Genomic DNA, 22022 nt, shown 5'->3' on the forward strand with positions numbered 1-22022 from the left:
TCAGACTAATAATTTATCGGGACATTAGTTCAAAAAGATTCAAATCATTTTCATCGTAGGTTAAGTATCCCTGCCAGACATCTTCTACTTCATCATACAGAGCATGAAGAATTTCAAGTTTAGAAGTCGCTTTTTGCAGTGCCGGAAGGTCGCTTTTCAAAACGTCAATAATCCTTGAAAAATGCTGCTGCGCCAAGCCTCTTAAACGATAGACCAATTGCCTTTTTTCTTGTGCATCAAGGTAGAATAGTTCTTCATAGACTTTTAAACAACATCGATCAAAGAGTGCGTCTATCTCAGCTCTCAAACTCTGAACCTCAGGGATTAACATCCTAAAATTCAACCAGTTGAAATAGTCTTTGACTTCTTGATGGATGATTTTTTCGACATGAACTACTTCCTCGTTCCGCTTTCTTTTTGCAGCAGCGACTGTTTCATTGAGTGTATTGAGGTCAAATAGTTGGACGGTCGCACTTTTATTTATTATGGGATCAAAGTTCCGAGGCATACCCAGATCGATTAACAGTTGGATAGCTGTATTGGATAAATCTTGTTCCATCAACAGATACTGATCGGTCCAGGTCGCTCCAATCACGACTTCCACCTGATCGAAGTATTGACTTGCTTCCGTCAACGGAACGGCCTCCATGTTACTTTCTGTGCAAACGCCCTCCGCTCTGGTCAATTCTTTACTTACCACTAAGATTTGGTTCACGCGCAAACCTCTTAACATTTGCAAGATCAACCGGGACAATTCACCCGTACCAAAAATCATCACACGTAGTTCGTTTGTTTTGGGATAACGCGCCTGTATGCGATCACGAGTAATTGAAGTCAGAGAGGTTGCATATCTTCCGATCCCTGTCTCAGTTCTGGCTCGTTTTCCCACATGAATGGCACGCTTCACCAACTCATTCAACTCCGGACCCAATTGTTCAGATTTCGTAAACGCATTCCTCACCTGTCCAAGCACTTCGTGTTCTCCAATCGTTCTGGAATTTAGTCCACAAATTGTAGCATACCAGTGACTTACCGCCTGTTCTCCATTGAGCAGTAACAGGTGTTTTCTTTTTAATTCAGGAACCAGGTCTTTCAAAGATTGGATCAATGATTCCTCAACAATATTTAAGGTCAGAAAGGTGAATCGATGACAGGTCGCCATGACAAATATCTTCCCTATTGGTTTGAAGCAGTTGACCACTTCCTCCTTTTTTGAAGACAAGCATTCTCGAATACGAATTGGTGTTACTTCGTAATTCAGTTCTACTAAAACAACCTGGTTACTCATGCACGTCATAAGGATTTGATTTACGAAATCGATTCCTCAAAAATCCGTTGAGCCTATGTCATGTGAGATGCAGGTTGTCAATACTTAAACTGATTTTTGTCAGCTCTATCACTTCAATCATCTAAAAATACATCTGTACGGCCGCCCTGTATGTATTGGCATGAGCATCCAGAATCACTTTGATGTCTTTGGAATACCCACCCCCCATGGCAGCTACGACCGGCAAGCCGTATTCATACATTTTCTCAAAGACCATCAAATCACGCTCGGCACATCCTTCCGGCGACACCCCAAGTCGACCCAGTTTGTCCGATGCAAGGATATCTACACCTGATTGATAGAAAATGAAGTCTGGCTTCACACGATCAATCAAGTCACCTAGTGTTTGGCGCAATAAAGACAGATACTCATCATCTTTGATTCCATCATTCAGCGGAATGTCCAGATCAGAAAGTTCTTTTTTCAAGGGATAATTATGAGCCCCGTGCATACTAAAGGTAAAAACCCTGGGATCATCCTGGAAAATACGGGCCGTCCCGTTTCCCTGATGTACGTCCAGATCAACTACCAACACTTGCTTAGCAAGCTGATTATCAATTAGATGTCTTGCCGCAATCGCAATGTCGTTGAGCAGGCAAAAACCTTCGGCGCGATCCGCATACGCATGATGGGTACCTCCTGCGATGTTCATCGCCACCCCCCATTCCAGGGCATATTCCGCACATTGCAGGGTCCCTCCGTTAATGGTAATTTCGCGCTCCACCAGCTGTTGAGAGATCGGGAACCCACTTCTGCGCTCTTCTTGACGGGTCAGGTCAAGGGTCAGAAGTTTTCGCCAATAGGTATATTCATGTACCTTCAGGATTTCGAACTCCTCTAGCTTTCTTGGTGAAAAGAAAGCTGATTCATCAACAACACCCTCATGAACTAATTGCCTGGGAAGCAATTCATACTTTTCCATCGGAAAGCGATGGCCTTCGGGAAGTGGATGGTTATAAATGGGAGCCCAGGCGATTTTCAGCACGAGATAAGAACCCAAAGAGACGCTAGATGGTTTCATCAATTTCTCATGAATTATTTCAATCATCAAACATTTTCAGGTGTAAGTGCCGTGTCGGTGTTCACGTGGCTCCTATATTAGCGGGCGAATGGGACATGGACATCATCATCACCACCATCATCATGAGACCGGGAATCTGAAAGTTGCCTTCTTTCTAAACCTGGGTTTCACGATTATTGAGATCATTGGTGGTTTAATGACCAATAGTCTCGCCATTCTTTCCGATGCGCTGCACGATCTTGGCGACAGTCTAAGTCTGGGACTTTCGTGGTACTTTCAGGAGCTTTCGAACAAAGGCAGCACCAGGAAGTTTTCATATGGCTTCGCACGATTCTCCATCCTTGGGGCCATCATCAACTCGATCGTTTTGGTAGTCGGGTCCATCTTTATCCTTATCAAAGCCATCCCTGAGCTCTGGGGCCCTGAACCCGTCAATGCACAGGGAATGATGTTGCTTTCCATTCTTGGCATTCTTGTCAATGGAGCGGCTGTACTCCGGCTAAAAAACGGTGACTCCATGAATGAGCGGGTAGTTTCACTTCATCTACTGGAGGATGTACTAGGCTGGACAGCCGTATTGATTGGTAGCATTGTAATGATCTTCGTAGATGCCCTATGGATTGATCCGTTCTTATCGATCCTGATTTCTGCCTACATCCTTTTCAATGTTTACCGTAACCTGAAAGAGAGTTTGGTGATCGTCCTGCAGGGAGCTCCACAAGACATTTCTATTGAAAACATTCATAAACGACTCGGAGAAATCTCAGAAGTATGCGACGTTCATGATTGCCATGTATGGTCAATGGACGGAGAATACCATATTTTGACTGTGCACCTGCAAATTAAGGAGGACTATCGGCTTTCAGAATTGCAACCCCTCAAGAAACAGATCCAGGAAAAACTAGCCCATGAATCCATCGATCATGTCACCGTCGAGTTTGAGAATGAAGGGGAAGATTGCCTCAATAAGAATTGTACGGAGTAATTATTAGTCACTTAATGAATAATAGAAGGAGCTTTCTCATTGAGATTATCACTAAAGCCCAAATAAAACAATTATGCATCACTGTTCCTCGCGGATATGATACATAATCATTTTACGATTGGCTATGTATATATCATTTTCCAGTTAATCAATCTTTGCTTTCAAAGCTTCGATTTCATCCTGTTGTGATTGAATTCGCTTGTTCTGCTCGATGAGATGAAGTGTCAATTCCTCCACCTTCTGGAGTAGAAGGATATTCATCTTCTTGAGTTCCAGCCCTTCTTCTGCAATCTCAGTGGCGGATGGGATTTCAGGAAGGTGTTTATTGGCCTTTATGAATTTTTCTGTTTCTTCTAAAGATCGAAGGTCATAATCTTCCTCAAATACGAAATCTGGCACACTATTGGGGTCAATATCTTCCAGGATGATCTCTTCGGCATTGATTTTACCATCGACGGTTAATTTCTCAGTCGGAGAGGTGGATCCAATTCCCATATTTCCTTCCGCTGTAATTCTCACCTTTTCTGTCAACGAGGCGTTATTATTATTTTTTGTCCAGAAGGTAACGTAGCCAGTATACGTTCCTCCGGCTCTAGGCAAACCAATTCTTGCTACTTCGGTCGCATCTTGTTTTGCGCTGATTCTTCCAACATCTACATGACCAGCATCATTTCTAATACTTTTTAATGATATCACTCCAGGGGTGGTGATGGAATGAAATATTTCTAGTCTTTCTGATGGAGAGGTAGTTCCTATACCCATATTTCCATCTGCCGAAATCCTTACCTTTTCTGTTAATGAGGCATTATTATCATTTTTTGTCCAGAAAGTGAGGTAGCCAGTATTAGTACCAGCGGCTCTCGGCATTCCAATTCTTGCTACTTCGGTCGAATATTGCTTTGCGCTGATTCTTCCAACATCTACATGTCCGGCATCATTTCTAGTACTTTTTAAAGCAATTACTCCCGGAGTTGTGCTGGAATGAAATATTTCCAAGGTTTCCGTAGGAGAAGTAGTTCCTATACCTACATTTCCACTTTGCAATATTGAGAGCACTTCACCTCCTGAGTTCGCATAGAATCTTAATCTGTCGTCAGCCACCAGATTATCAATGATCCAACGTCTACTGGCATTTTCATAGAACTCCAGTCCGGAATTTAACGTACCATCAATTCTTAAATAGGAATTAGTTCCGCTGATGTGTAATTCTTGTTGTGGGTTTGTGGTTCCTATCCCAACGAAACCGTTATGATTTACAGTAAACTTCGTTAAGTCCCCGGGACCTTGAATTCGAAATCCAGATGAAGCTCCGAGACCACTTCCTCCATATCTAATTCTAGGAATATCATCCTTCCAACTAAGTGAAACACTTGCGTTATTATTGTTAGGGTTATACGAAATTGGATTTTGAGCGTAGGTCACTACTACGGAAATCCATGCCATTAGGGATAAAAGGATTTTTTTCATCTTTCTAAGTGTTTTGAAGTTCTGAAATTGATGTTAAAGAAAAATTAAAATGCGGATACACCCTCAATACCAGAACTACTGAAATTTCGAGTGGTATTCTATAAGCAAACAGCTTTATGATTGTATTGGTCTTTTAATTTTTAAGGGCAGAAATTTCTTTCTCCAATTCTGCGTTTTTTTCCTCCAATTGGTTCATTCGCTTATTCTGCTCAATAAGATGCAGGGTCAATTCCTCAACCTTCTGGAGCAGCAGGATATTCATTACTTTGATTTCTAGTCCTTCTTCCGCCATTTCAGCAGCAGAAGGGATTTCAGGCAGGTGCTGATTGGTCTGGATGAATTTTTCCGTTTCTTCCAATGATCGAAGGTCATAATCTTCCTCAAATACGAAATCCGCCCCACTTACATCTTCCAGAATTAATTCATCCGCATTGATGGTGCCTGCCACAGAGAGTTTTTGGGTTGGCTCGTACGTTCCAATCCCAACATTCCCATTCTGTTGTACCCATAGTGAATACTGACTATCGTCAGTGCCTAAGTAAAGCCCACCTTCATTTACTGTTCCATATCCTATATGTGCGTTTTTCAAGTTCCCGGTTCTATTAAAAGTTAGAATCTTCGTTTGATCACTTGCTAATGTCAATCGTGTTGGAATATTATCCGTTCCAATTCCAATATTTCCTGAGGAATTGATGACCATCCTCACATTATCAAAGTTGTTTGAGCCTTGATTAACATGAGATGATGCTGTTGCAAACCTGATTTCAGTTGCTGTGTTAAATTGATTTGTACCTCCTCCAATCCAAATCATATTTCCACTACCATCTGAATCAAAAACAAATCCAGCCATTGGTTCCTCCGAGTTGAAATAATGAGGTGCTCCAATCCTCCCAAATTTTCTTGTGGCATTAGTCCGAGAAGATGAACTTACATCAGATCCGATCAAGGCGCTTATCCCTGTGGATTGAATATGCAATTTAGCACTTGGGGTTGTTGTACCAATACCTACATTGCCTCCCATTATTGAAGTTTTCGTTGCTGCAGATAATTGTATTTCTCCACTAGTGCCTATGTATGTATTACCTCGTATATAGTTATTTCCGTTTGAATGTGGTAAATGAGTGTATCCATCACCAATTCCTGTGGATCCATTATTAGCCCCATCAAACCTTGTTGCTCCTCTAACATCCAGTTTACTACTCGGTGATATTGTGCCAATACCTACATTATCTGTAGTTGTTACTTTGCCGCTTTGAGGATTACTCCATTGACCATATGTTGTATAACTCAATAGAGCCAATGAAATCATTAAAATTAGCTTATTCATGCCGTTTTGAGTATGGTTTTGTAGTTAGCTTGTTTGACCGTAAAGTTATAGAAAAGTTGGAATTAGCATAAATCTATTCCTCCAGCAATCAGTAAAGTCTTAATGGCTTTACTTGAATTAAGTCATAACTTCGATATATGGAACTTGATGTATTCAGACATCCTTTCTATCCGCCTCACGTTTAATTCAAGAAAAAACACATGAAATCTCTGTTTGCCACTTTGTTTGTTTTTGTGAGCCTCACTCCTGCTGAATTGCCGGAACTCAACAAGAAAGTCATTGAATATGTGAACAAGAACATGCGACAAAAAGTCGGACGTGGTGAATGTTGGGACCTGGCAGCTGGCGCTTTGGCTTACTCCAATGCGTACTTTGACAGAAGTTCCAAAAAGACGGTGACGATTTATGGCAGAGAATTGAATCCCAAAAACGACGAGATCTTACCAGGGGACATGATTCAATTTAAAAATGTGCGAATGAAATGGCGAGAGGGTAATACCTATCACCAATCGTCCATGATAAAGCATACGGCGATTGTTTATGAGGTCAACGGGCCTGGTGATTACGAGATTGCACATCAAAATACGGGTGCCTGGGGAAAGAAAGTAGGCGTGAGTAATTTAAAACTATCAAGAATGACAAGTGGCCGAATTTGGGTCTATCGGCCGGTTGCTTCTAAAGCGGACATGTAGTGATTTCAGCATAAAAACCCAACAAATCCAGACAAAATGTCTCTTTTCCAGACTGTTTCTCCTTAAAATCTGACAAAATTTCCGAATACCAGCCATGGCATTTCTTTTGAGCTTCTTTCACAAAAAGGAGGATGCTATGAGTCGGTCAGAAGTTCGGTTTCAAAATTCAATTCAAAAGTATTTTCTACTAATTGGGGCATTTGTCTTAGCTGCTTTTATTGGAAGTCTATGGCTTGGATGGACACTTTCATTACTCCTGCTAGGTGTCGGAGCAATGATTACCTCCATCTCTTTGAACATGTCTCCTGAACGAATCCTTCGATGGCAAAAGGCACGTAAACTGGATCGGTATTATCAAGTGAAATTGTACCAGTTGGTAAATGCTCTGGCCCGCCGGGCCGGATTACAATATTCACCAGACATTTATTTGGTTCCCAATCAGGTTCCCAATGCTTTTGCTTTGGGATCGAAAGAGCGACCCGTGATTGGCATTACTTCGGGTTTAGTTAACGTGCTCAATGAAAGGGAATTAAGCGGTGTACTTGCCCACGAAATCAGTCATATCAAAAACAATGACCTTTTGATCAAGGGATTAGCCAGCAGTTTTGGGAATTTGACTAACACACTTTCATGGATCGGCCGGATCTTACTGCTGTTCACAATTCCAATGATGCTTCTAGGCATAGAAACTTTGTCTTTAGGTGCCATACTTTTACTGGTCTTCTCCCCTGCTTTGAACATTTTGTTACAATTGGGGCTTTCCCGAAGCATGGAATACCTGGCGGATCACGATGCGGCCATGATCACACAAGACCCCATGGGACTGGCATCTGCTTTGCACCAAATTGAAAATCTAAGCACGTCCTGGTGGACCAGGTTTTGGAAACCAGCCGTCACTCACTCTTCCGATGAATGGTTACGTTCACATCCTGACACACAAAAACGCATTTCAAAATTGCGGTCGTTAGCAGGAAAATCCAATCAGAAGCACGTTTCTCAACCCAGGATACATCGGAACTACTACTGGGGTAACGGTAATTACCTTATGCAATAGCATCATATGATTTTAAAGACTTGCAGGAAGAAGTATCGGGCCCACTGAAGGCTTTTTTAATCACAACCCGGTAGAGTAGAAAAAATTGAGTAGCTTCACACCAAATCAACGAAACAATGAAACAACGCTACTTTTTATTGATCGCAATATCAATTTTCTCCATCTCTCACCTTCATGCCCAATGTGAACTCACCTACGAACAAGGTTATTTAAAAGGTCATGATTTGGGAGTATCAGAAAACTATGAGCATGAAAATGCAGAATCCCTTAAAGTCCTGTTCAAAAAGCATGAAGCGTGTCCGGATTATGTTAAGGGATTACAAGAAGCTTATGAAGTTTACCGGTATTCAGGAATTTCCATCTGCGCAGTACTTCCTGTTCAGCCTTTACCGGGGAAAAGACAATTCTATCCAGAAAAACCGACGGTTTCGGCGCTTGTGATGAACCTGAAAGAACAGACTGGTCCTTTTATCTGGTGCATAAAAGCCTAAGCGATGGGCTAGCAAGACCCCCACTGGATCACAACGAGAATATCAAGACATTTTTCAAATTCAGCGTCATATTTTCATGTAGATTTTGCTATCTTGTGAACACTTAACAGCTCGTATCAACTTAACCGATTTTCGACCACCATGTCACGCATTTTTAAAGTATTGCCGTTCCTCCTGCTGATCGCATGTGGAGGAAGCAAAAACGACTCTGATGGCTTTTCAAGTCCAAAAAACCAATTCATCGACTATGTCAGTTCCTTCACTGGAAATGTGATTTCATCGCAAGGTGATATTCGGGTAAAGCTTACCGGAACAACTGCAGACTCCCTGATCGGAACAGAAGTTCCCGGATTCTTTTCCTTCTCCCCCTCCATTGATGGATCGGCAGTTTGGGGAGCCAACAACACCATCGTTTTCAAGCCAACGAATGCGCTACCCAATGGACAATCTTATGAAGTAACGGCGAAACTTGATAAGGTAATTCCCGACATTGATAAGGATAAACGTGAATTTAGGTTTGTGTTTCAAACACTCGTTCAGAATTACGAAACTTCGGTGTTCGGTCTGGTCCTGTACGATGCGAAAGACCTCACCCGTGTAAAAGTCGAGGGACAGATCCAAACAGCAGACTATGTCTCCTATGAAGCCGTACAGAAAATGCTTGGGGCCAATCAGGATGGAATTAGTAAGAACATCTCCTGGGAGAATACTGGAAAAGACAATACGTATGCTTTCATCATCGAAGATATCACCAAGTCAAAGAAAGAAAGCCAGGTCGAATTGCAATTCATTGGTGGAGCCATTGGGGTAGATAGAAACGAATCATTGAGCGTTGAAGTGCCTTCGCTAGACAACTATAAGGTCGTATCAAGTAAAGTAGTAGATGGCGCTGAAAAATACATTTCAGTACTGTTTTCTGATCCACTGGATTCCCGACAAAACTTACAGGGATTGATCAGTCTTGTTGGCGCGACCGGAAGTCCCCGATTGGTCATCAACCTGAACGAGTTGAAAATATACCCGAAGGGCAACATCGGTCAGCAATTGACCTTGACAATCAATGAATCGGTCAAAAACATCGGTGGCTATGAACTCAAAGAAGACTATCGAGCGACTCTTGTTTTTGCACAAGTCAAACCTGAAGTTCGGTTGGTAGATACCAGCTCCAAATCGATCCTTCCTAATAATGATAACCTCACCCTACCTTTCGAAGCGGTGGGATTGAATTCCGTAGAAGTATCAGTGATCAGGATTTTTGAAAGCAACATTCTGCAATACTTTCAGGTCAACCAGCTCAATGGTGATTATCAACTCAATCGGGTGGCCAAGCCCATCATCAGAAAAACCATTCCGCTCAATTCCTCCGGTGTGACCAACCTCAATACATGGAACAGATTTACACTGGACCTGGATCAGATCATCAATACGCAACCGGGAGAGATCTATCAGGTAAGAATTGGTTTCAAAAAGCATCATTCCCTGTATTTCTGTAGCTCGGAAGAAGGGGAAGCAGCAGAAAGTAGTACCATTAATGATTCGGAAGATGTCCCTGACTGGGATTATTATGATTCCTACTATGGTCGAAATTACTACTGGAGTGATCGTGATGATCCGTGTACAGATTCCTATTTCGGTAATTACCGGAGCGTTCAAAAAATACTTTTCGCATCAAATATTGGACTGATCGCCAAAAGAAGAGATGAGGGAAAATTACACGTATTTGCGAATGATTTGATCACTACTGCTGGTATTTCCGGTTCAGTCATTAAGGTCTACAATTATCAACAACAACTGATTGCAACTGCCCAAACCGATGGCGAAGGAGTAGCAATTATCGAAACCGACGAATCCCCCTATTTATTGGTTGCTGAAAACGACAATCAGAAAGGATACCTGAGATTGGATGATGGTTCTGCCCTGTCCCTTAGCAATTTTGATGTTTCGGGATCACGGATCCAAAACGGCCTGAAAGGTTTCATGTATGGAGAAAGAGGCGTCTGGCGACCTTCCGATACCATTCATCTGGGCTTTATTCTTGAAGATGTAGCAGCTACCTTGCCAGAAGATCATCCGGTCATTCTTGAGCTCAGTAATCCCAATGGTCAGCTTGTGCAACGCAAAGTCAGTAGCCAGTCCGTTAGCGGAATGTACCGATTCGATTTCGTGACGGATAAGGATGCGCCTACAGGAAATTGGCTGGCCAAAGCCAAAGTCGGGGGTGCTACTTTCAGTAAAACCGTAAAAGTGGAAACGATCAAGCCCAATCGGTTGAAGGTTGATCTTACCTTTGATAAAGAAGTTTTCACCGCTTCAGATAACAACCCTTCTGCTGATCTCAACGTGCGATGGCTGACAGGGGCAACTGCTCGCAACTTACAAGCAGAATATGAATTGAAGTTGGTACCAATCAAAACCAGGTTCAAGGATTTCCCGAATTTCAATTTCGATGATCAATCCAAAAACTTCTACAGTCAAAGAGAACTGGCATATGAAGGGAGAGTAGATCAAAACGGATATGCCCGGGTCGATTTTAATCTAGGATCAAACGACGAAGCTCCGGGAGCACTCCGGGCTAATTTCTATGGAAAAGTCTATGAAGAAGGCGGCGACTTCAGCGTGAGTAGTGCCAGTATCCCCTACTATCCTTATAATTCCTTTGTAGGGATCAAAGCTCCAGAAGGCGATCGCAGGAACTTCCTTTCGAGACAGGACAAACACACCATCGAGATTGCCACAGTAGACGCAAATGGAAATCCGGTGGACCGATCAGGCCTGGAAGTGACCATGTACAAAGTTGGCTGGCGTTGGTGGTGGGACCGGTCTTCGGATAATATCTCCAACTATCTCAGACGATCCAACCGTATCCAATTAACGAAGACCAGACTTGATACGAAAAATGGACGAGGCCAATGGATCCTGGATCCCGATGAACTGGATTGGGGTAGACACTACATGGTGGTACGTGATCCTAGATCGGGACACTCTGCGGGTCAGGTGATCTACATGAGTTGGTATGGCAATCGCGGTGATGGACTGGAAGGGGCCAGCATGCTAGATTTCGAAGTGGAAAAAGAAAACTACGAAGTAGGTGAAGATATTTCAATCTCCATTCCCACAACCTCCGGCACACGGACCCTGGTCAGTCTGGAAACAGGCAGTGAAGTACTGGAAACGTTCTGGGTAGAAGGTGAAGACGGCAACACAAATTTCTCTTTTGAAGCCACAGCGGAAATGTCTCCCAATGTGTATGCGCATCTGACAATGATCCAACCACATGGACAAACAGTCAATGACCTCCCCATTAGACTCTATGGTGTTCAATCTATCAAGGTCGTCGATCCGGCTACCGTGTTGGAACCTGTAGCCACGTTACCCTCGGAATTGCGGCCCGAACAAGCCTTTACCTTAGAAGTTTCGGAAGCATCCGGCAAGTCTATGGGCTATACCGTCGCCATCGTGGATGAAGGCCTTCTCGACATCACCAACTTTAAAACTCCCGATCCATGGAATACCTTTTATGCACGGGAGGCACTGGGCATCAAAACCTGGGACCTTTATGATCAGGTAATTGGAGCCGCTGCCGGAGAAATGCAGCACCTGCTGGCAGTCGGAGGAGATGGCTCTCTCGGCTCACAGGATCAAACTGAAGCCAATCGGTTCAAACCTGTAGTGAAAGTCCTGGGCCCATTCCAATTGGAAAGTGGAGCAACCAACAAGCATGAAATACAACTTCCTCAATACATCGGTAGTGTGAAAACGATGATCGTTGCTGCCGAGAATGGCGCTTACGGTAAAACTTCAGTCGCTACTCCCGTCCGACAACCATTAATGGTATTGGCGACTTTACCAAGGGTAGCCGGTCCTGCCGAAACCATGAAATTACCGGTGAATGTTTTTGCGCTGGCAGAGAATGTCAATGATGTCCAAATATCCGTTACCACCAAGGGAGCTTTGGAACTTGATGGAGGTAACAGCAAGCAAATTACCTTCCAGAAAGCTGGGGACCAGGTGGTCTATTTTGATCTGAAGGCTAAAGAGGCCATAGGACCTGGATACGTAACAGTAACCGCAAAATCTGAGGATGTTGAGGCTACGTATGACATAGAATTGCAAGTTCAACCCCGAAACCCTGAGGTAACACTCATTGACGATAAGACCATGAATGCCAGTGATGTATGGTCCTATTCGTATCAACCAGTAGGCTTGCTCGGAAACAATTCCATGGCCATTGAAATCAGTACGCTCCCACCGCTGAACCTGGAAAGTCGATTAAGTTATCTGATTCAATATCCACATGGTTGTGTGGAACAAACCACTTCATCGGTCTTTGCTCAATTATTCCTGAGTGATCTCACCGAATTATCAGAGGGAAGGAAAAAACGGATCCAGCGAAACGTTCAGGCTGCGATCAAGCGACTGAATTCCTTTCAAACTTCTTCAGGAGGATTTTCCTACTGGCCGGGAGACAACTATCCCAATGATTGGGGATCCAACTATGCTGGTCATTTCTTGCTAGAAGCCCGCAACCGGGGATATGCGGTTCCTGACGCCATGATTAGTGACTGGATCAAATACCAAACGAAACGTTCAGATTCGTGGGACAACAATAGTACGAATTACAACAATGATCTGACGCAGGCCTACCGATTGTATGGATTAGCGTTGGCGGAACAGCCCGCACTTGGCGCCATGAATCGCTTGAAAGCCAATAATTCAATGAAAGCTGCTGCGAAATGGCGACTGGCATTGGCCTATGCCGAAGCTGGCTTTGACAATCAAGCGAAAAATTTGGTGGAAGGGCTTTCTTCAGAAGTTCAGGATGATCGAAGTTACTACAGATATACCTTTGGGTCTGTCGTTCGGGATCAAGCCATGATCATGGAGACTTTACTAAAGATCGGCGAAGATCGAACGGCTTTCGAGATCTTAAGAAAAATTGCTGAAAAACTCGGTGAAAGCAACCGATGGTTGTCGACGCAAACAACTGCTTACGCTTTGATCGCGATTTCTAAATATGCTCAGGAATTTGGTTCGAACAACGAAACCGAAGCCACGGTGGAAGTCGCAGGTGAAACCACGAGACTTTCAGGTCAGGCGTTCATTCATCAGGTTTCCATCCCGGACCCGGAACAACCAGCCGGTATCAAAATACAAAATTCAGGTCAAGCACCCATTTTCGCCAGAGTAATCCGAACCGGTACCCCATTAGAAGGCAATGAACAAGCAGAGAGCAGAAACCTAAATATGTCGGTCAGCTATTATGACATGGATGGCAGGGCTTTAGATGTGTCCGAATTGAAGCAAGGCACAAATTTCAAAGCGCAGGTGACCGTCAGTAACCCCGGAAGAAAAGGGCTGTATGAAGAGCTGGCTTTGACGCAGATCTTTCCATCAGGATGGGAAATCATCAACACAAGATTAGATGGCTCAGCGGAGACCAACAAGTTGGTGGAGTACCTCGATATTCGAGACGATCGCGCGATGCATTACTTTGATCTACAACCCAATAAGCGGGGCACGTTCACCGTATTATTGAATGCGACCTATCAGGGGCGGTATTATCTACCTGGTATTACTGCAGAAGCGATGTATGATAATTCTGTATTCGCAAGTACTGAAGGGAAATGGGTAAATATTGTGGGGGAAGATTAACCTTCCCCTTTTACTAGCTCATCCAGTTTTGGCTGCACCTTGTTTTTGATCAGGTCAAACATGCGATCAAATTTATAATCCAATGAACCTGAATGACTTTTTTGACTCATGTCAATTGTCCTAATGCTAATATCATGGTACCGACAAAGGTCAATCCTGATTCAAATACCAATAATATTGGTCTGGCTATTAGTGATCGCATTTATTTTGATCCCCCTCCCGAACCCTGTTTTTGATGAACCTTATGCCACGGTCCTTCGTGCATCGGACGGTCAATTACTAGCTACGTCCATCGCACCGGATGAACAATGGCGGTTTGCTCCCACCGATTCCATTCCAGCAAAGTTCAAGAAAACTATATTGCTTTATGAAGATGAATATTTCTACCAACATCCGGGTGTAAATCCGGTTTCGATTGCACGTGCTATATCCCAAAACATAAAAGCCGGCAAAGTCATTAGCGGAGGCAGTACATTGACGATGCAGGTTATACGGATGGCACTTGGGAATCAACAGCGTACGTACCTCCAGAAAGTCAAAGAAATCCTGCTCTCTTTTAAGCTGGAACTGCTATACTCCAAATCGGAAATCCTAAAACTGTATGCAGATCATGCCCCTTTTGGAGCCAACATTGTAGGTCTAAATGCCGCGTCCTGGCGATACTACGGTCGGGACCCTGGTTCGCTCTCCTGGGCAGAAATGGCCACCCTGGCAGTATTGCCCAATGATCCTCGCAATATTTTCCCAGGCAAAAACAATGCGGCATTGATCGGAAAGCGTGATCGTCTGCTGCAAAAGCTACACGAACGTGGTTACCTGGATGTAGACGAGCTCTTTCTGTCCAAACATGAAACCTTACCTCAAAGTCTGAAACGTATCCCCTATCAGGCACCTCATCTGCTTCAACGCGTAGCTAAGGATGGATTGGCTGGACAAAATGTGGTGTCAACCCTGGATCATTCGCTTCAGTTGCACTCTGGAGAAATCCTGGACAGACATAGCCAAAAACTGGCTGGAAATGAAATCCATAATGCAGCTGTATTGATTTTGGATATCAATACAGGTCATGCCCTCGCATATCATGGCAATACGAACAATCCCGGCATCCATGGTCAACATGTGGATGTGATTACCGCACAGAGAAGCCCGGGAAGTCTATTAAAGCCTTTTTTATATGCCACCGCATTAGATGAAGGACTGATTTTGCCTCAACAACTTTTGCCCGATGTTCCCTTGTTCTACAAAGGGTTTGCTCCAAAGAATTTTGACAAAGCTTTTCGAGGAGCTGTACCGGCCAATGAAGCCTTAAGTTCCAGCCTCAATGTCCCATTTGTCCATCTTTTGATTGACTATGGCTATGAAAAATTTCACCAAAAGTTGAAGGAACTGGGATTTAAGAGCTTCCAACAACCTGCTTCCCATTATGGCCTTTCCATCATTCTCGGTGGTGCAGAAACATCTCTTTGGGAAATCAGTTCCGTCTATGCGGGTTTGGCCCGATCCCTGCACCGTTACAGTGACAGACCTTATCGTCAGGGATACAGTACGACAGATTATCACCCCAATGCTTATTTATCCAAAGTCAATGAACAACCAGAATCTTTATTGGCCGACGGCCCCATTCGGGTCGCATCTATTCAACATACCCTGGAAGCCATGCGACAACTTCGGCGACCTGAAAACCAACTGGGTTGGCAATATTTCGATCAGGCGACAGACATCTCCTGGAAAACGGGAACCAGTTACGGCTTCAGAGATGCCTGGGCCATTGGTTTCAATCAAAATCATTTAGTAGGTGTCTGGGTAGGCAATGCTGATGGAGAAGGCCGTCCAGGGCTTACAGGGGTTACCGCTGCGGCTCCTATACTGTTCGACCTTTTCGATATCCTGCCTGTTGAATCCTATGAAATTCCCCAATTTGGCCAACCCACACTTACTTGTTCTGAAAGTGGCATGATCGCCACTATACATTGCCCTAATACATCAGTTGTCATGCTGACGGAGAAAATGAAAGAAATGGCGGTGAGCGACATGTATCACAGACCCCTGCACCTGAACGATGAACTCACCTATCAAGTCAATAGCTCCTGCTATCCAGTGGACCAAATTGAAACCGTTCACCAATTCATTCTACCTCCTACTCAGGCATGGTATTACAAAAAATATCATCCAAAATATAAAGGAATACCTCCAATGGCACCAGACTGCACCGAAACTGGTGCAGACCTAAGTTTTGCCCTGATCTATCCACGTCAATTCACGAAAGTGTTTATCCCAAAAGAGCAAGATGGACAATTGGGACAAGCGATCTTTGAAGCGGCGCATCAGGATAAAAATGCGACCATCCATTGGCATATCGATGATCAATACCTGGGCTCCACGTCTTCTCAACACCAGATGGGCATCCAGGCAGAAGAAGGACCACATCTGTTGACATTAATTGATCAATCCGGAAGAGAAGTCAGACAAAGATTTGAAGTGATTAATTGAATTACGACCTGCTCAGACTGTCTCGAACCTGACGAACATCATAGGGTCATATGACCATCCATCCCAATGCAGATTCGATGCGATCATTTTTCTCATATATTAGGGAACCTAACCTTAACGATACCCATGAGCCTGACCAAAAACTACGCTGGATACGAATCTTTCCAATACCTAGAAAAGGATGTTGATTATCGCTATTTCGAGTTAGCCGATGAAATTGACCGGGTTCCTTCCAGTAAAGTAGAGTTGAATGCCTCTCAGGAAGAAACCGCAAAAAAAATTTTAAGTGAAAATGTGTTGATCAGTGTGCATGAGCACCTGGGTACTTTCCCTAAAGACATCATGCAGACCCCAGCTTATGTCAAAGAAGGCCGAATGGCTACTGCATTCAAAGGACTGGCTCACGGACATTGGGACTGTGTCTTTGATAACCTCATGGATGGTATCTGCCAAATCCATTCCAAAGGGGGCTGGAAATGGAGTGAAGTGATCCATGACCTGGGCATGCGCTTGTGTGATATTGCCCATCAGGATTTCGTCATTCACTGCAAAAACGTGGCAGACATTCACACTGCACATCAGGAAGGCAAAGTGGCCTGGGTTGCTGTGATGGAAGGTGCCATGATGATTGAAAATGAGCTGGATCGTCTGGATCTGCTTTATGGATTCGGATTGCGATCCATAGGGATTACCTACAGTGAATCCAACGCTTTGGGATCAGGACTGAAAGAGGAAAGAGATGGAGGCTTAACTTCTTTTGGCAAACGGGCCGTGGACCGGATGAATAAATTGGGATTTTTGATTGATTGTTCGCACACTGGAGATCAAACCGCGCTTGATACCATCAAACACAGTTCAAAACCGATCATTTTGAGTCATATTGGAGCTAAGGAACTTTGGAACACCAATCGATTAGCACCGGATGATGTACTCAAGGCATGCGCGGATAAAGGGGGTGTAATCGGCATTGAAGCCGCTCCGCATACTACCTTGACCCCAACGAAGAGAAAACACAACCTGGATGCGGTCATGGAACATTTCGAATACATCAAAGATCTGGTGGGAATCGATCATGTGACTTTGGGGCCTGATACTTTGTATGGTGATCATGTCGGTTTGCACAAAGCTTATACCGCTGCACTATCCTTGAAAGCCTCTAAAGGTCAGGGGAAACCCGGATTGGAATTTGAACCTGTCCCTTATGTTGATGGTCTTGAGAATCCAACAGAAGGTTCTTACAACCTGGTAAGATGGCTCGTCAAACACAACTACTCCGAGGAAGACATAGCCAAGGTCATGGGTAAAAACACGTTGAGATTGTTGGGAGAAGTTTGGTACTGATGCGAGCATTGGCCTTGATTCTTTTATTGCTAAACCACTCTATCTGGGCACAGATCAAGCTTGACGGGGTACGGGTATTCATCGAAGAGACTGAAACTTCCATAGAAGTGAAGGCTACTTACCTCACGTTGATTGATGATCAGGTAGACACACTTCAACTAAAAGCCCTGAACTTTAGTGGAAGTAGCATTCTGCAATTAAAAGTCAATTCCTTCATATCATCCATTGATTTTGGGTCGGATTTTAGTATCGTCACTATCCCCTTTTCCGGACAAAAACCGGAGACTATTACACTTAGCTATCAGGTAACACCCGGATACAAGGGAGAGCTTCCAATCTTTTTCAGTGACTGGCAAAGTTCATCCTCTGATCAGGATTTCTTCCAACTGCAAATGAAGGTGATGGAAGGGACCAGTTTGTTATTCCCTGCGGAAACACAAGCTGAGGATGTAGGTGAGTTCATGAACATTAAAGCCGAGCTTCCAGCGACTGTTTCAATGATCCGAATAGACGATTCGGGAACAGGTAATGCAAGGATCAAGCGTGTCGATCAAATGGTGATCGTGTTGTTTCTGATCATCGGCGTATTGATTTGGTTCAATCGTAAAAGACTGATCCATGGATAAATTCATTTTTTGGGGCCTCTTTCTGGTTCTGGGTCTGATCGTCGTAGCATATTTGATCTGGATGTTTTGGACGGAACGCAAATGAATTGGCAGTACATCATTTTCGCAGGTTATTTCCTGCTGATTTTCTTCATCGGGTGGATCAGTCTTAAGCTCACCAATTCCGAAAAAGATTATTGGATCGCCGGAAGCAAGCTCGGCTGGGGAGTCGGTGGTGCTACCATGGCAGCCACACATACCAGTGCCGGCACCTTCATTGGGACTGTCGGTGTGATCTATGCCGTTGGATGGTCTTTCACCTGGGTGTTACTGGTCATTCCCCTCGCCTATTGGTTCATGGTGGCTGTACTTGCTCCCAGATTCACAAGGGTCACTGAATTAACGTTACCTGCATTTTTACAAAGACGCTACCAAAGTAAAACTGCCCGTGGAACCGGTGCCGTTATCATTCTCCTCGCTACGGTCATCTACATTCAGGCGCAAATTGTGGCTGGAGGCCTGGTGGCCAATGTTGTTTTCGGACTATCTCCTACCACCGGTATGGTCATCTTCACCCTGATCTTGCTGGTTTATACCGTCGTTGGGGGCATGCTGGCCGTGGCTTACACCGACTTTCTACAAATGATCATCATGATCGTTGGGACCATCGTTGCTGTTCCTTTGGCGTTAGATCATTTCACAGGACTTTCCGACCTCATCCATAAAGTAACCCTGATCAAACCTCTGGCTTTTGATTGGGGTGGCTTTCCAACTGTGTTATTGATTACTTTGAGTCTTGCTTTTTTTCTGGGTTCCGTTGCAACACCGGAGAAAGTTGTTCGGCTATATGCCATGAAAGACATGCGTACCATCAGGAGAGCCATTCTGCTGACCATCATCGTGGTGACTGGCATCAATCTGCTGGTGTTTATCCTTGGCCTCACCGCAATGGTCTTGTTTCCCAACTTACCTACAGGTGACCTGGCCATGCCTATTGTAGCCAAGACTGTACTGCCCACTTTCGTAGGTACCCTTATGTTAGCAGCTGTGACTTCTGCCATGATGTCTACGGTAGATTCATTATTGTTGGTGGCAGGATCGGCCCTTTCCGAAGACATTTACCAAAATCTGATCCATCAAAAAGCCTCCGAAAGTCGACGATTGTTGGTGGCTCGAATCGGGATCGTCATCGTGGGAATACTCCCGCTTATCTCCATCCTGATGGGCTGGGCTGAGGGTGAATTGGTGCAATTCATTGTGATCCTATTCAGCGCTATCATGGGAGCTGGATTCTTTACACCAGTTGTCGGAGGTATACTATGGAGACGAGCCAATAAACAAGGGGCGATTGCTGCAATGATCGGAGGAGTTTTAGTCACGGCGCTCTGGAAGGCCTTCGGTGATCCACAGATCTATCCGGTACTTCCTGGGTTTGGGACCAGTATCCTGTTATTCATCCTGGTTAGTCGATTTACTCCACCTCCGGAACCTGAAGCCTGGAAACCTTATTTCTCGTCTAAATCTGTTAATAAATGAGCCATATATTCCGTGTCATACTATTCCTGGCAGCGATCAATGTTGCCGCACAAGAACAATTGCCCTTGACCTGGGGAAATATCTTTACCAAAAATCATGGCGCACTACAAGCAGTCCTTTCGCCGGATGGAAAATTCGCATTAGTCGTTGCCTCTACACCTGAAAACACCGGCATCTTCCTGATCAACATTGATAATCCTTCTACGCCCAGATTTTTAGTGACAGGCTCCTCTCCTTCCTGGTTTGCTAATGGTCAGCAATTCGTGTACAGTGCACAGGGAGATTTATGGAAATCGACACTTAATGGCAGCGACCCCATCCGACTGACAAGTGATCAACAAGACGAAAGAGATCCACGCCCTTCCCCTGACGGCAAATGGGTTGCCTTCTACAGTGGTAGGTCTGGTCATCAAGACTTGTGGATGGTTACTGCTGATGGCCGTGGCCAACCCATTCAATTGACACAAGCTTCTATGGCAGATGATGATATCCGATTTGCCCCGTCATGGTCACCAGATAGTAAGCAATTAGCCTACTATTCCTTCAAGAACGATTACTGGGAAGATGACATCTGGGTCATTGATGTGGAGACAAAAAATGAACGACAAGTATCGAGTACATTGATGGCCATGTCTACCCCGGTCTGGTCACCGGATGGAAAGACCTTAGCAGTAATGGCCAATGCTAAAGCGGAGTACTGGTACGAAGACTTATCTTACATCTATCTTATTGATGTGGAGAAGGGACAAGATCGTAAGCTAAACATGCAGATTCATGCCACCGACCTTCTCTTCAATCACACAGTTTTCTGGTCCGGCGATGGCAATGAGTTATTTTTTCCTTACCAGGAACGATCAGAGGTTGAGTTATGGCGAGTCTCATCTTCCGGAGGCATCGCCACAAGGGTTACCAACATGGGGGGTACCTTTTTCAACTATCATGCAACTGCCAATGCGGATGCCTTTGTTTTCGTCCGATCAACTTCGACGCGGGGACCTGAAGTGGATTACCTAAAATCCTCAGGAGGAGTCACCCAACAACTGACAGCATTTTCCACAGAATGGGAAGGACTAAAAGACCCGCCAGAAATCAGCTATCGCAGCTGGGATGGATTATACATTCAAGCTTTTATGTACCTGCCTCCGGATTTTGATCCTCAGAAAAAGTATCCAGCCCTGGTTCATGTGCACGGTGGTGGCACGAACACCTACTACAAGCGATTGAGCCTTACAGAACAATACCTGGCGCAACAAGGATACGTCGTACTGGCCGTTAACTATCGAGGTGGCTCTGGTTTTGGCAGGCCCTTCCAAAACCTCAGCATCAATGACTGGGGCAACGGACAGGCACTGGACGCAGCACAGGCAGCCGACTTTATCCGGGAACAATCCTGGTCGAATGGTCTGGTAGGAATTTACGGTTACAGCTATGGAGGAATTACATCTATGGCCGCCATCACACGAGCGCCGAAGCAATTTGACGCGGCAGTACCAATGGCCGGAATCTATAACTTCGGGGATGCCTATACCAATGCGGATCGGATTGGTAAAATCTTCATCAAAACAGGTCATGGCGGTTCTCCGGAAGAAAAACCTGACATCTATGCCATCAGCAATGCGCTTTCAAGGGTAAATAAAGTAGAAACGCCGCTGTTGCTCATGCATGGAGAAGCTGACGTAAGGGCACCTTTCCGCCAGTTTGAACTAGCCGTAGCGATCTTAAACAAGGAAGGAAAGGAATTTGAAAGTCATTCGTACCCCAATGAACCTCACGGATTCCTCAATCCCATAAATCGAGTTGACATGTACACCCGATTGCAAAAGTGGTTTGAGAAATACTTGAAATGATTTCCCTCCCTAAAGGATGCGGTACATGTAATGCGCAATGTCCGGGTCACGTAGACGAAACTTAACTTAATAACAATAGGGTGATGGGTAATTAGTGAAATTCTAGACATAACAATATGCAGAATCCTCATCAATTTGCCGATCATTAAAAATTTCGCAAAACAGTCCCTCTTGACACAAGATAACT

Annotated in this window: 14 protein-coding genes; 10 read left to right on the top strand and 4 right to left on the bottom strand. The window is 44.4% G+C overall.

The window, feature by feature from the left end; all coding sequences use genetic code 11:
- Positions 1-13: 13 nt before the first annotated feature.
- Positions 14-1288, bottom strand: coding sequence for a hypothetical protein (locus R8G66_01895; protein MDW3191077.1), 1275 nt, complete (start codon positions 1286-1288; stop codon positions 14-16).
- 121 nt (positions 1289-1409) lie between these two features.
- Positions 1410-2312: a histone deacetylase gene (locus R8G66_01900; protein ID MDW3191078.1), complete on the bottom strand. Its 903-nt coding sequence runs from the start codon at positions 2310-2312 to the stop codon at positions 1410-1412.
- Between the two features lie 124 nt (positions 2313-2436).
- On the opposite strand from R8G66_01900, the gene R8G66_01905 reads away from it, so the two are divergent.
- Positions 2437-3333 carry a cation diffusion facilitator family transporter gene (locus tag R8G66_01905; GenBank protein ID MDW3191079.1) on the top strand — a complete coding sequence of 299 codons (897 nt, stop codon included), beginning with the start codon at positions 2437-2439 and terminating at the stop codon, positions 3331-3333.
- 144 nt (positions 3334-3477) lie between these two features.
- On the opposite strand, the gene R8G66_01910 is transcribed toward R8G66_01905, so the two are convergent.
- Together R8G66_01910 and R8G66_01915 are read right to left on the bottom strand one after the other, a co-directional pair.
- A complete protein-coding gene (locus R8G66_01910; GenBank protein MDW3191080.1) occupies positions 3478-4800 on the bottom strand; it encodes a hypothetical protein in 1323 nt (440 codons plus the stop codon).
- A gap of 133 nt (positions 4801-4933) precedes the next feature.
- Positions 4934-6127: a hypothetical protein gene (locus R8G66_01915; protein ID MDW3191081.1), complete on the bottom strand. Its 1194-nt coding sequence runs from the start codon at positions 6125-6127 to the stop codon at positions 4934-4936.
- Between the two features lie 200 nt (positions 6128-6327).
- On the opposite strand from R8G66_01915, the gene R8G66_01920 reads away from it, so the two are divergent.
- From R8G66_01920 to R8G66_01960, 9 genes are all read left to right on the top strand, one after another.
- Complete coding sequence (locus R8G66_01920; GenBank protein ID MDW3191082.1) at positions 6328-6819, top strand: hypothetical protein; 492 nt, start codon at positions 6328-6330, stop codon at positions 6817-6819.
- Between the two features lie 136 nt (positions 6820-6955).
- Positions 6956-7873, top strand: a complete 918-nt coding sequence (locus R8G66_01925; protein MDW3191083.1) for a zinc metalloprotease HtpX — start codon at positions 6956-6958, stop codon at positions 7871-7873.
- 116 nt (positions 7874-7989) lie between these two features.
- Positions 7990-8364 (top strand): hypothetical protein, encoded by a 375-nt coding sequence (locus R8G66_01930; GenBank protein MDW3191084.1) that lies wholly within the window; start codon positions 7990-7992, stop codon positions 8362-8364.
- Positions 8365-8505: 141 nt separating this feature from the next.
- The gene (locus R8G66_01935) at positions 8506-14016 is read left to right on the top strand and encodes an MG2 domain-containing protein (protein ID MDW3191085.1); all 5511 of its coding nucleotides are present in this window, start codon (positions 8506-8508) and stop codon (positions 14014-14016) included.
- A 177-nt stretch (positions 14017-14193) separates the two neighbouring features.
- The gene (gene pbpC, locus R8G66_01940) at positions 14194-16506 is read left to right on the top strand and encodes a penicillin-binding protein 1C (protein MDW3191086.1); all 2313 of its coding nucleotides are present in this window, start codon (positions 14194-14196) and stop codon (positions 16504-16506) included.
- A gap of 126 nt (positions 16507-16632) precedes the next feature.
- Positions 16633-17847 (top strand): membrane dipeptidase, encoded by a 1215-nt coding sequence (locus R8G66_01945; GenBank protein MDW3191087.1) that lies wholly within the window; start codon positions 16633-16635, stop codon positions 17845-17847.
- The gene (locus R8G66_01950) at positions 17847-18473 is read left to right on the top strand and encodes a hypothetical protein (GenBank protein ID MDW3191088.1); all 627 of its coding nucleotides are present in this window, start codon (positions 17847-17849) and stop codon (positions 18471-18473) included. The genes R8G66_01945 and R8G66_01950 overlap by 1 nt, the downstream gene beginning before the upstream one ends.
- A gap of 9 nt (positions 18474-18482) precedes the next feature.
- The gene (locus R8G66_01955) at positions 18483-19988 is read left to right on the top strand and encodes a sodium/solute symporter (protein ID MDW3191089.1); all 1506 of its coding nucleotides are present in this window, start codon (positions 18483-18485) and stop codon (positions 19986-19988) included.
- Positions 19985-21835 carry a prolyl oligopeptidase family serine peptidase gene (locus tag R8G66_01960; GenBank protein MDW3191090.1) on the top strand — a complete coding sequence of 617 codons (1851 nt, stop codon included), beginning with the start codon at positions 19985-19987 and terminating at the stop codon, positions 21833-21835. The genes R8G66_01955 and R8G66_01960 overlap by 4 nt, the downstream gene beginning before the upstream one ends.
- Positions 21836-22022 lie beyond the last annotated feature (187 nt).

Source organism: Cytophagales bacterium, from assembly GCA_033344775.1.
Lineage (GTDB): Bacteria > Bacteroidota > Bacteroidia > Cytophagales > Cyclobacteriaceae > JAWPMT01.

Excerpts from the sequence above, each read along its gene's own strand:
- R8G66_01895 (MDW3191077.1), bottom strand. The coding sequence starts at position 1,288 with ATGAGTAACCAGGTTGTTTTAGTAGAACTGAATTACGAAGTAACACCA.
- R8G66_01905 (MDW3191079.1), top strand. The coding sequence starts at position 2,437 with ATGGGACATGGACATCATCATCACCACCATCATCATGAGACCGGGAAT.
- R8G66_01910 (MDW3191080.1), bottom strand. The coding sequence starts at position 4,800 with ATGAAAAAAATCCTTTTATCCCTAATGGCATGGATTTCCGTAGTAGTG.
- R8G66_01915 (MDW3191081.1), bottom strand. The coding sequence starts at position 6,127 with ATGAATAAGCTAATTTTAATGATTTCATTGGCTCTATTGAGTTATACA.
- R8G66_01920 (MDW3191082.1), top strand. The coding sequence starts at position 6,328 with ATGAAATCTCTGTTTGCCACTTTGTTTGTTTTTGTGAGCCTCACTCCT.
- R8G66_01925 (MDW3191083.1), top strand. The coding sequence starts at position 6,956 with ATGAGTCGGTCAGAAGTTCGGTTTCAAAATTCAATTCAAAAGTATTTT.
- R8G66_01930 (MDW3191084.1), top strand. The coding sequence starts at position 7,990 with ATGAAACAACGCTACTTTTTATTGATCGCAATATCAATTTTCTCCATC.
- R8G66_01935 (MDW3191085.1), top strand. The coding sequence starts at position 8,506 with ATGTCACGCATTTTTAAAGTATTGCCGTTCCTCCTGCTGATCGCATGT.
- R8G66_01945 (MDW3191087.1), top strand. The coding sequence starts at position 16,633 with ATGAGCCTGACCAAAAACTACGCTGGATACGAATCTTTCCAATACCTA.
- R8G66_01950 (MDW3191088.1), top strand. The coding sequence starts at position 17,847 with ATGCGAGCATTGGCCTTGATTCTTTTATTGCTAAACCACTCTATCTGG.
- R8G66_01960 (MDW3191090.1), top strand. The coding sequence starts at position 19,985 with ATGAGCCATATATTCCGTGTCATACTATTCCTGGCAGCGATCAATGTT.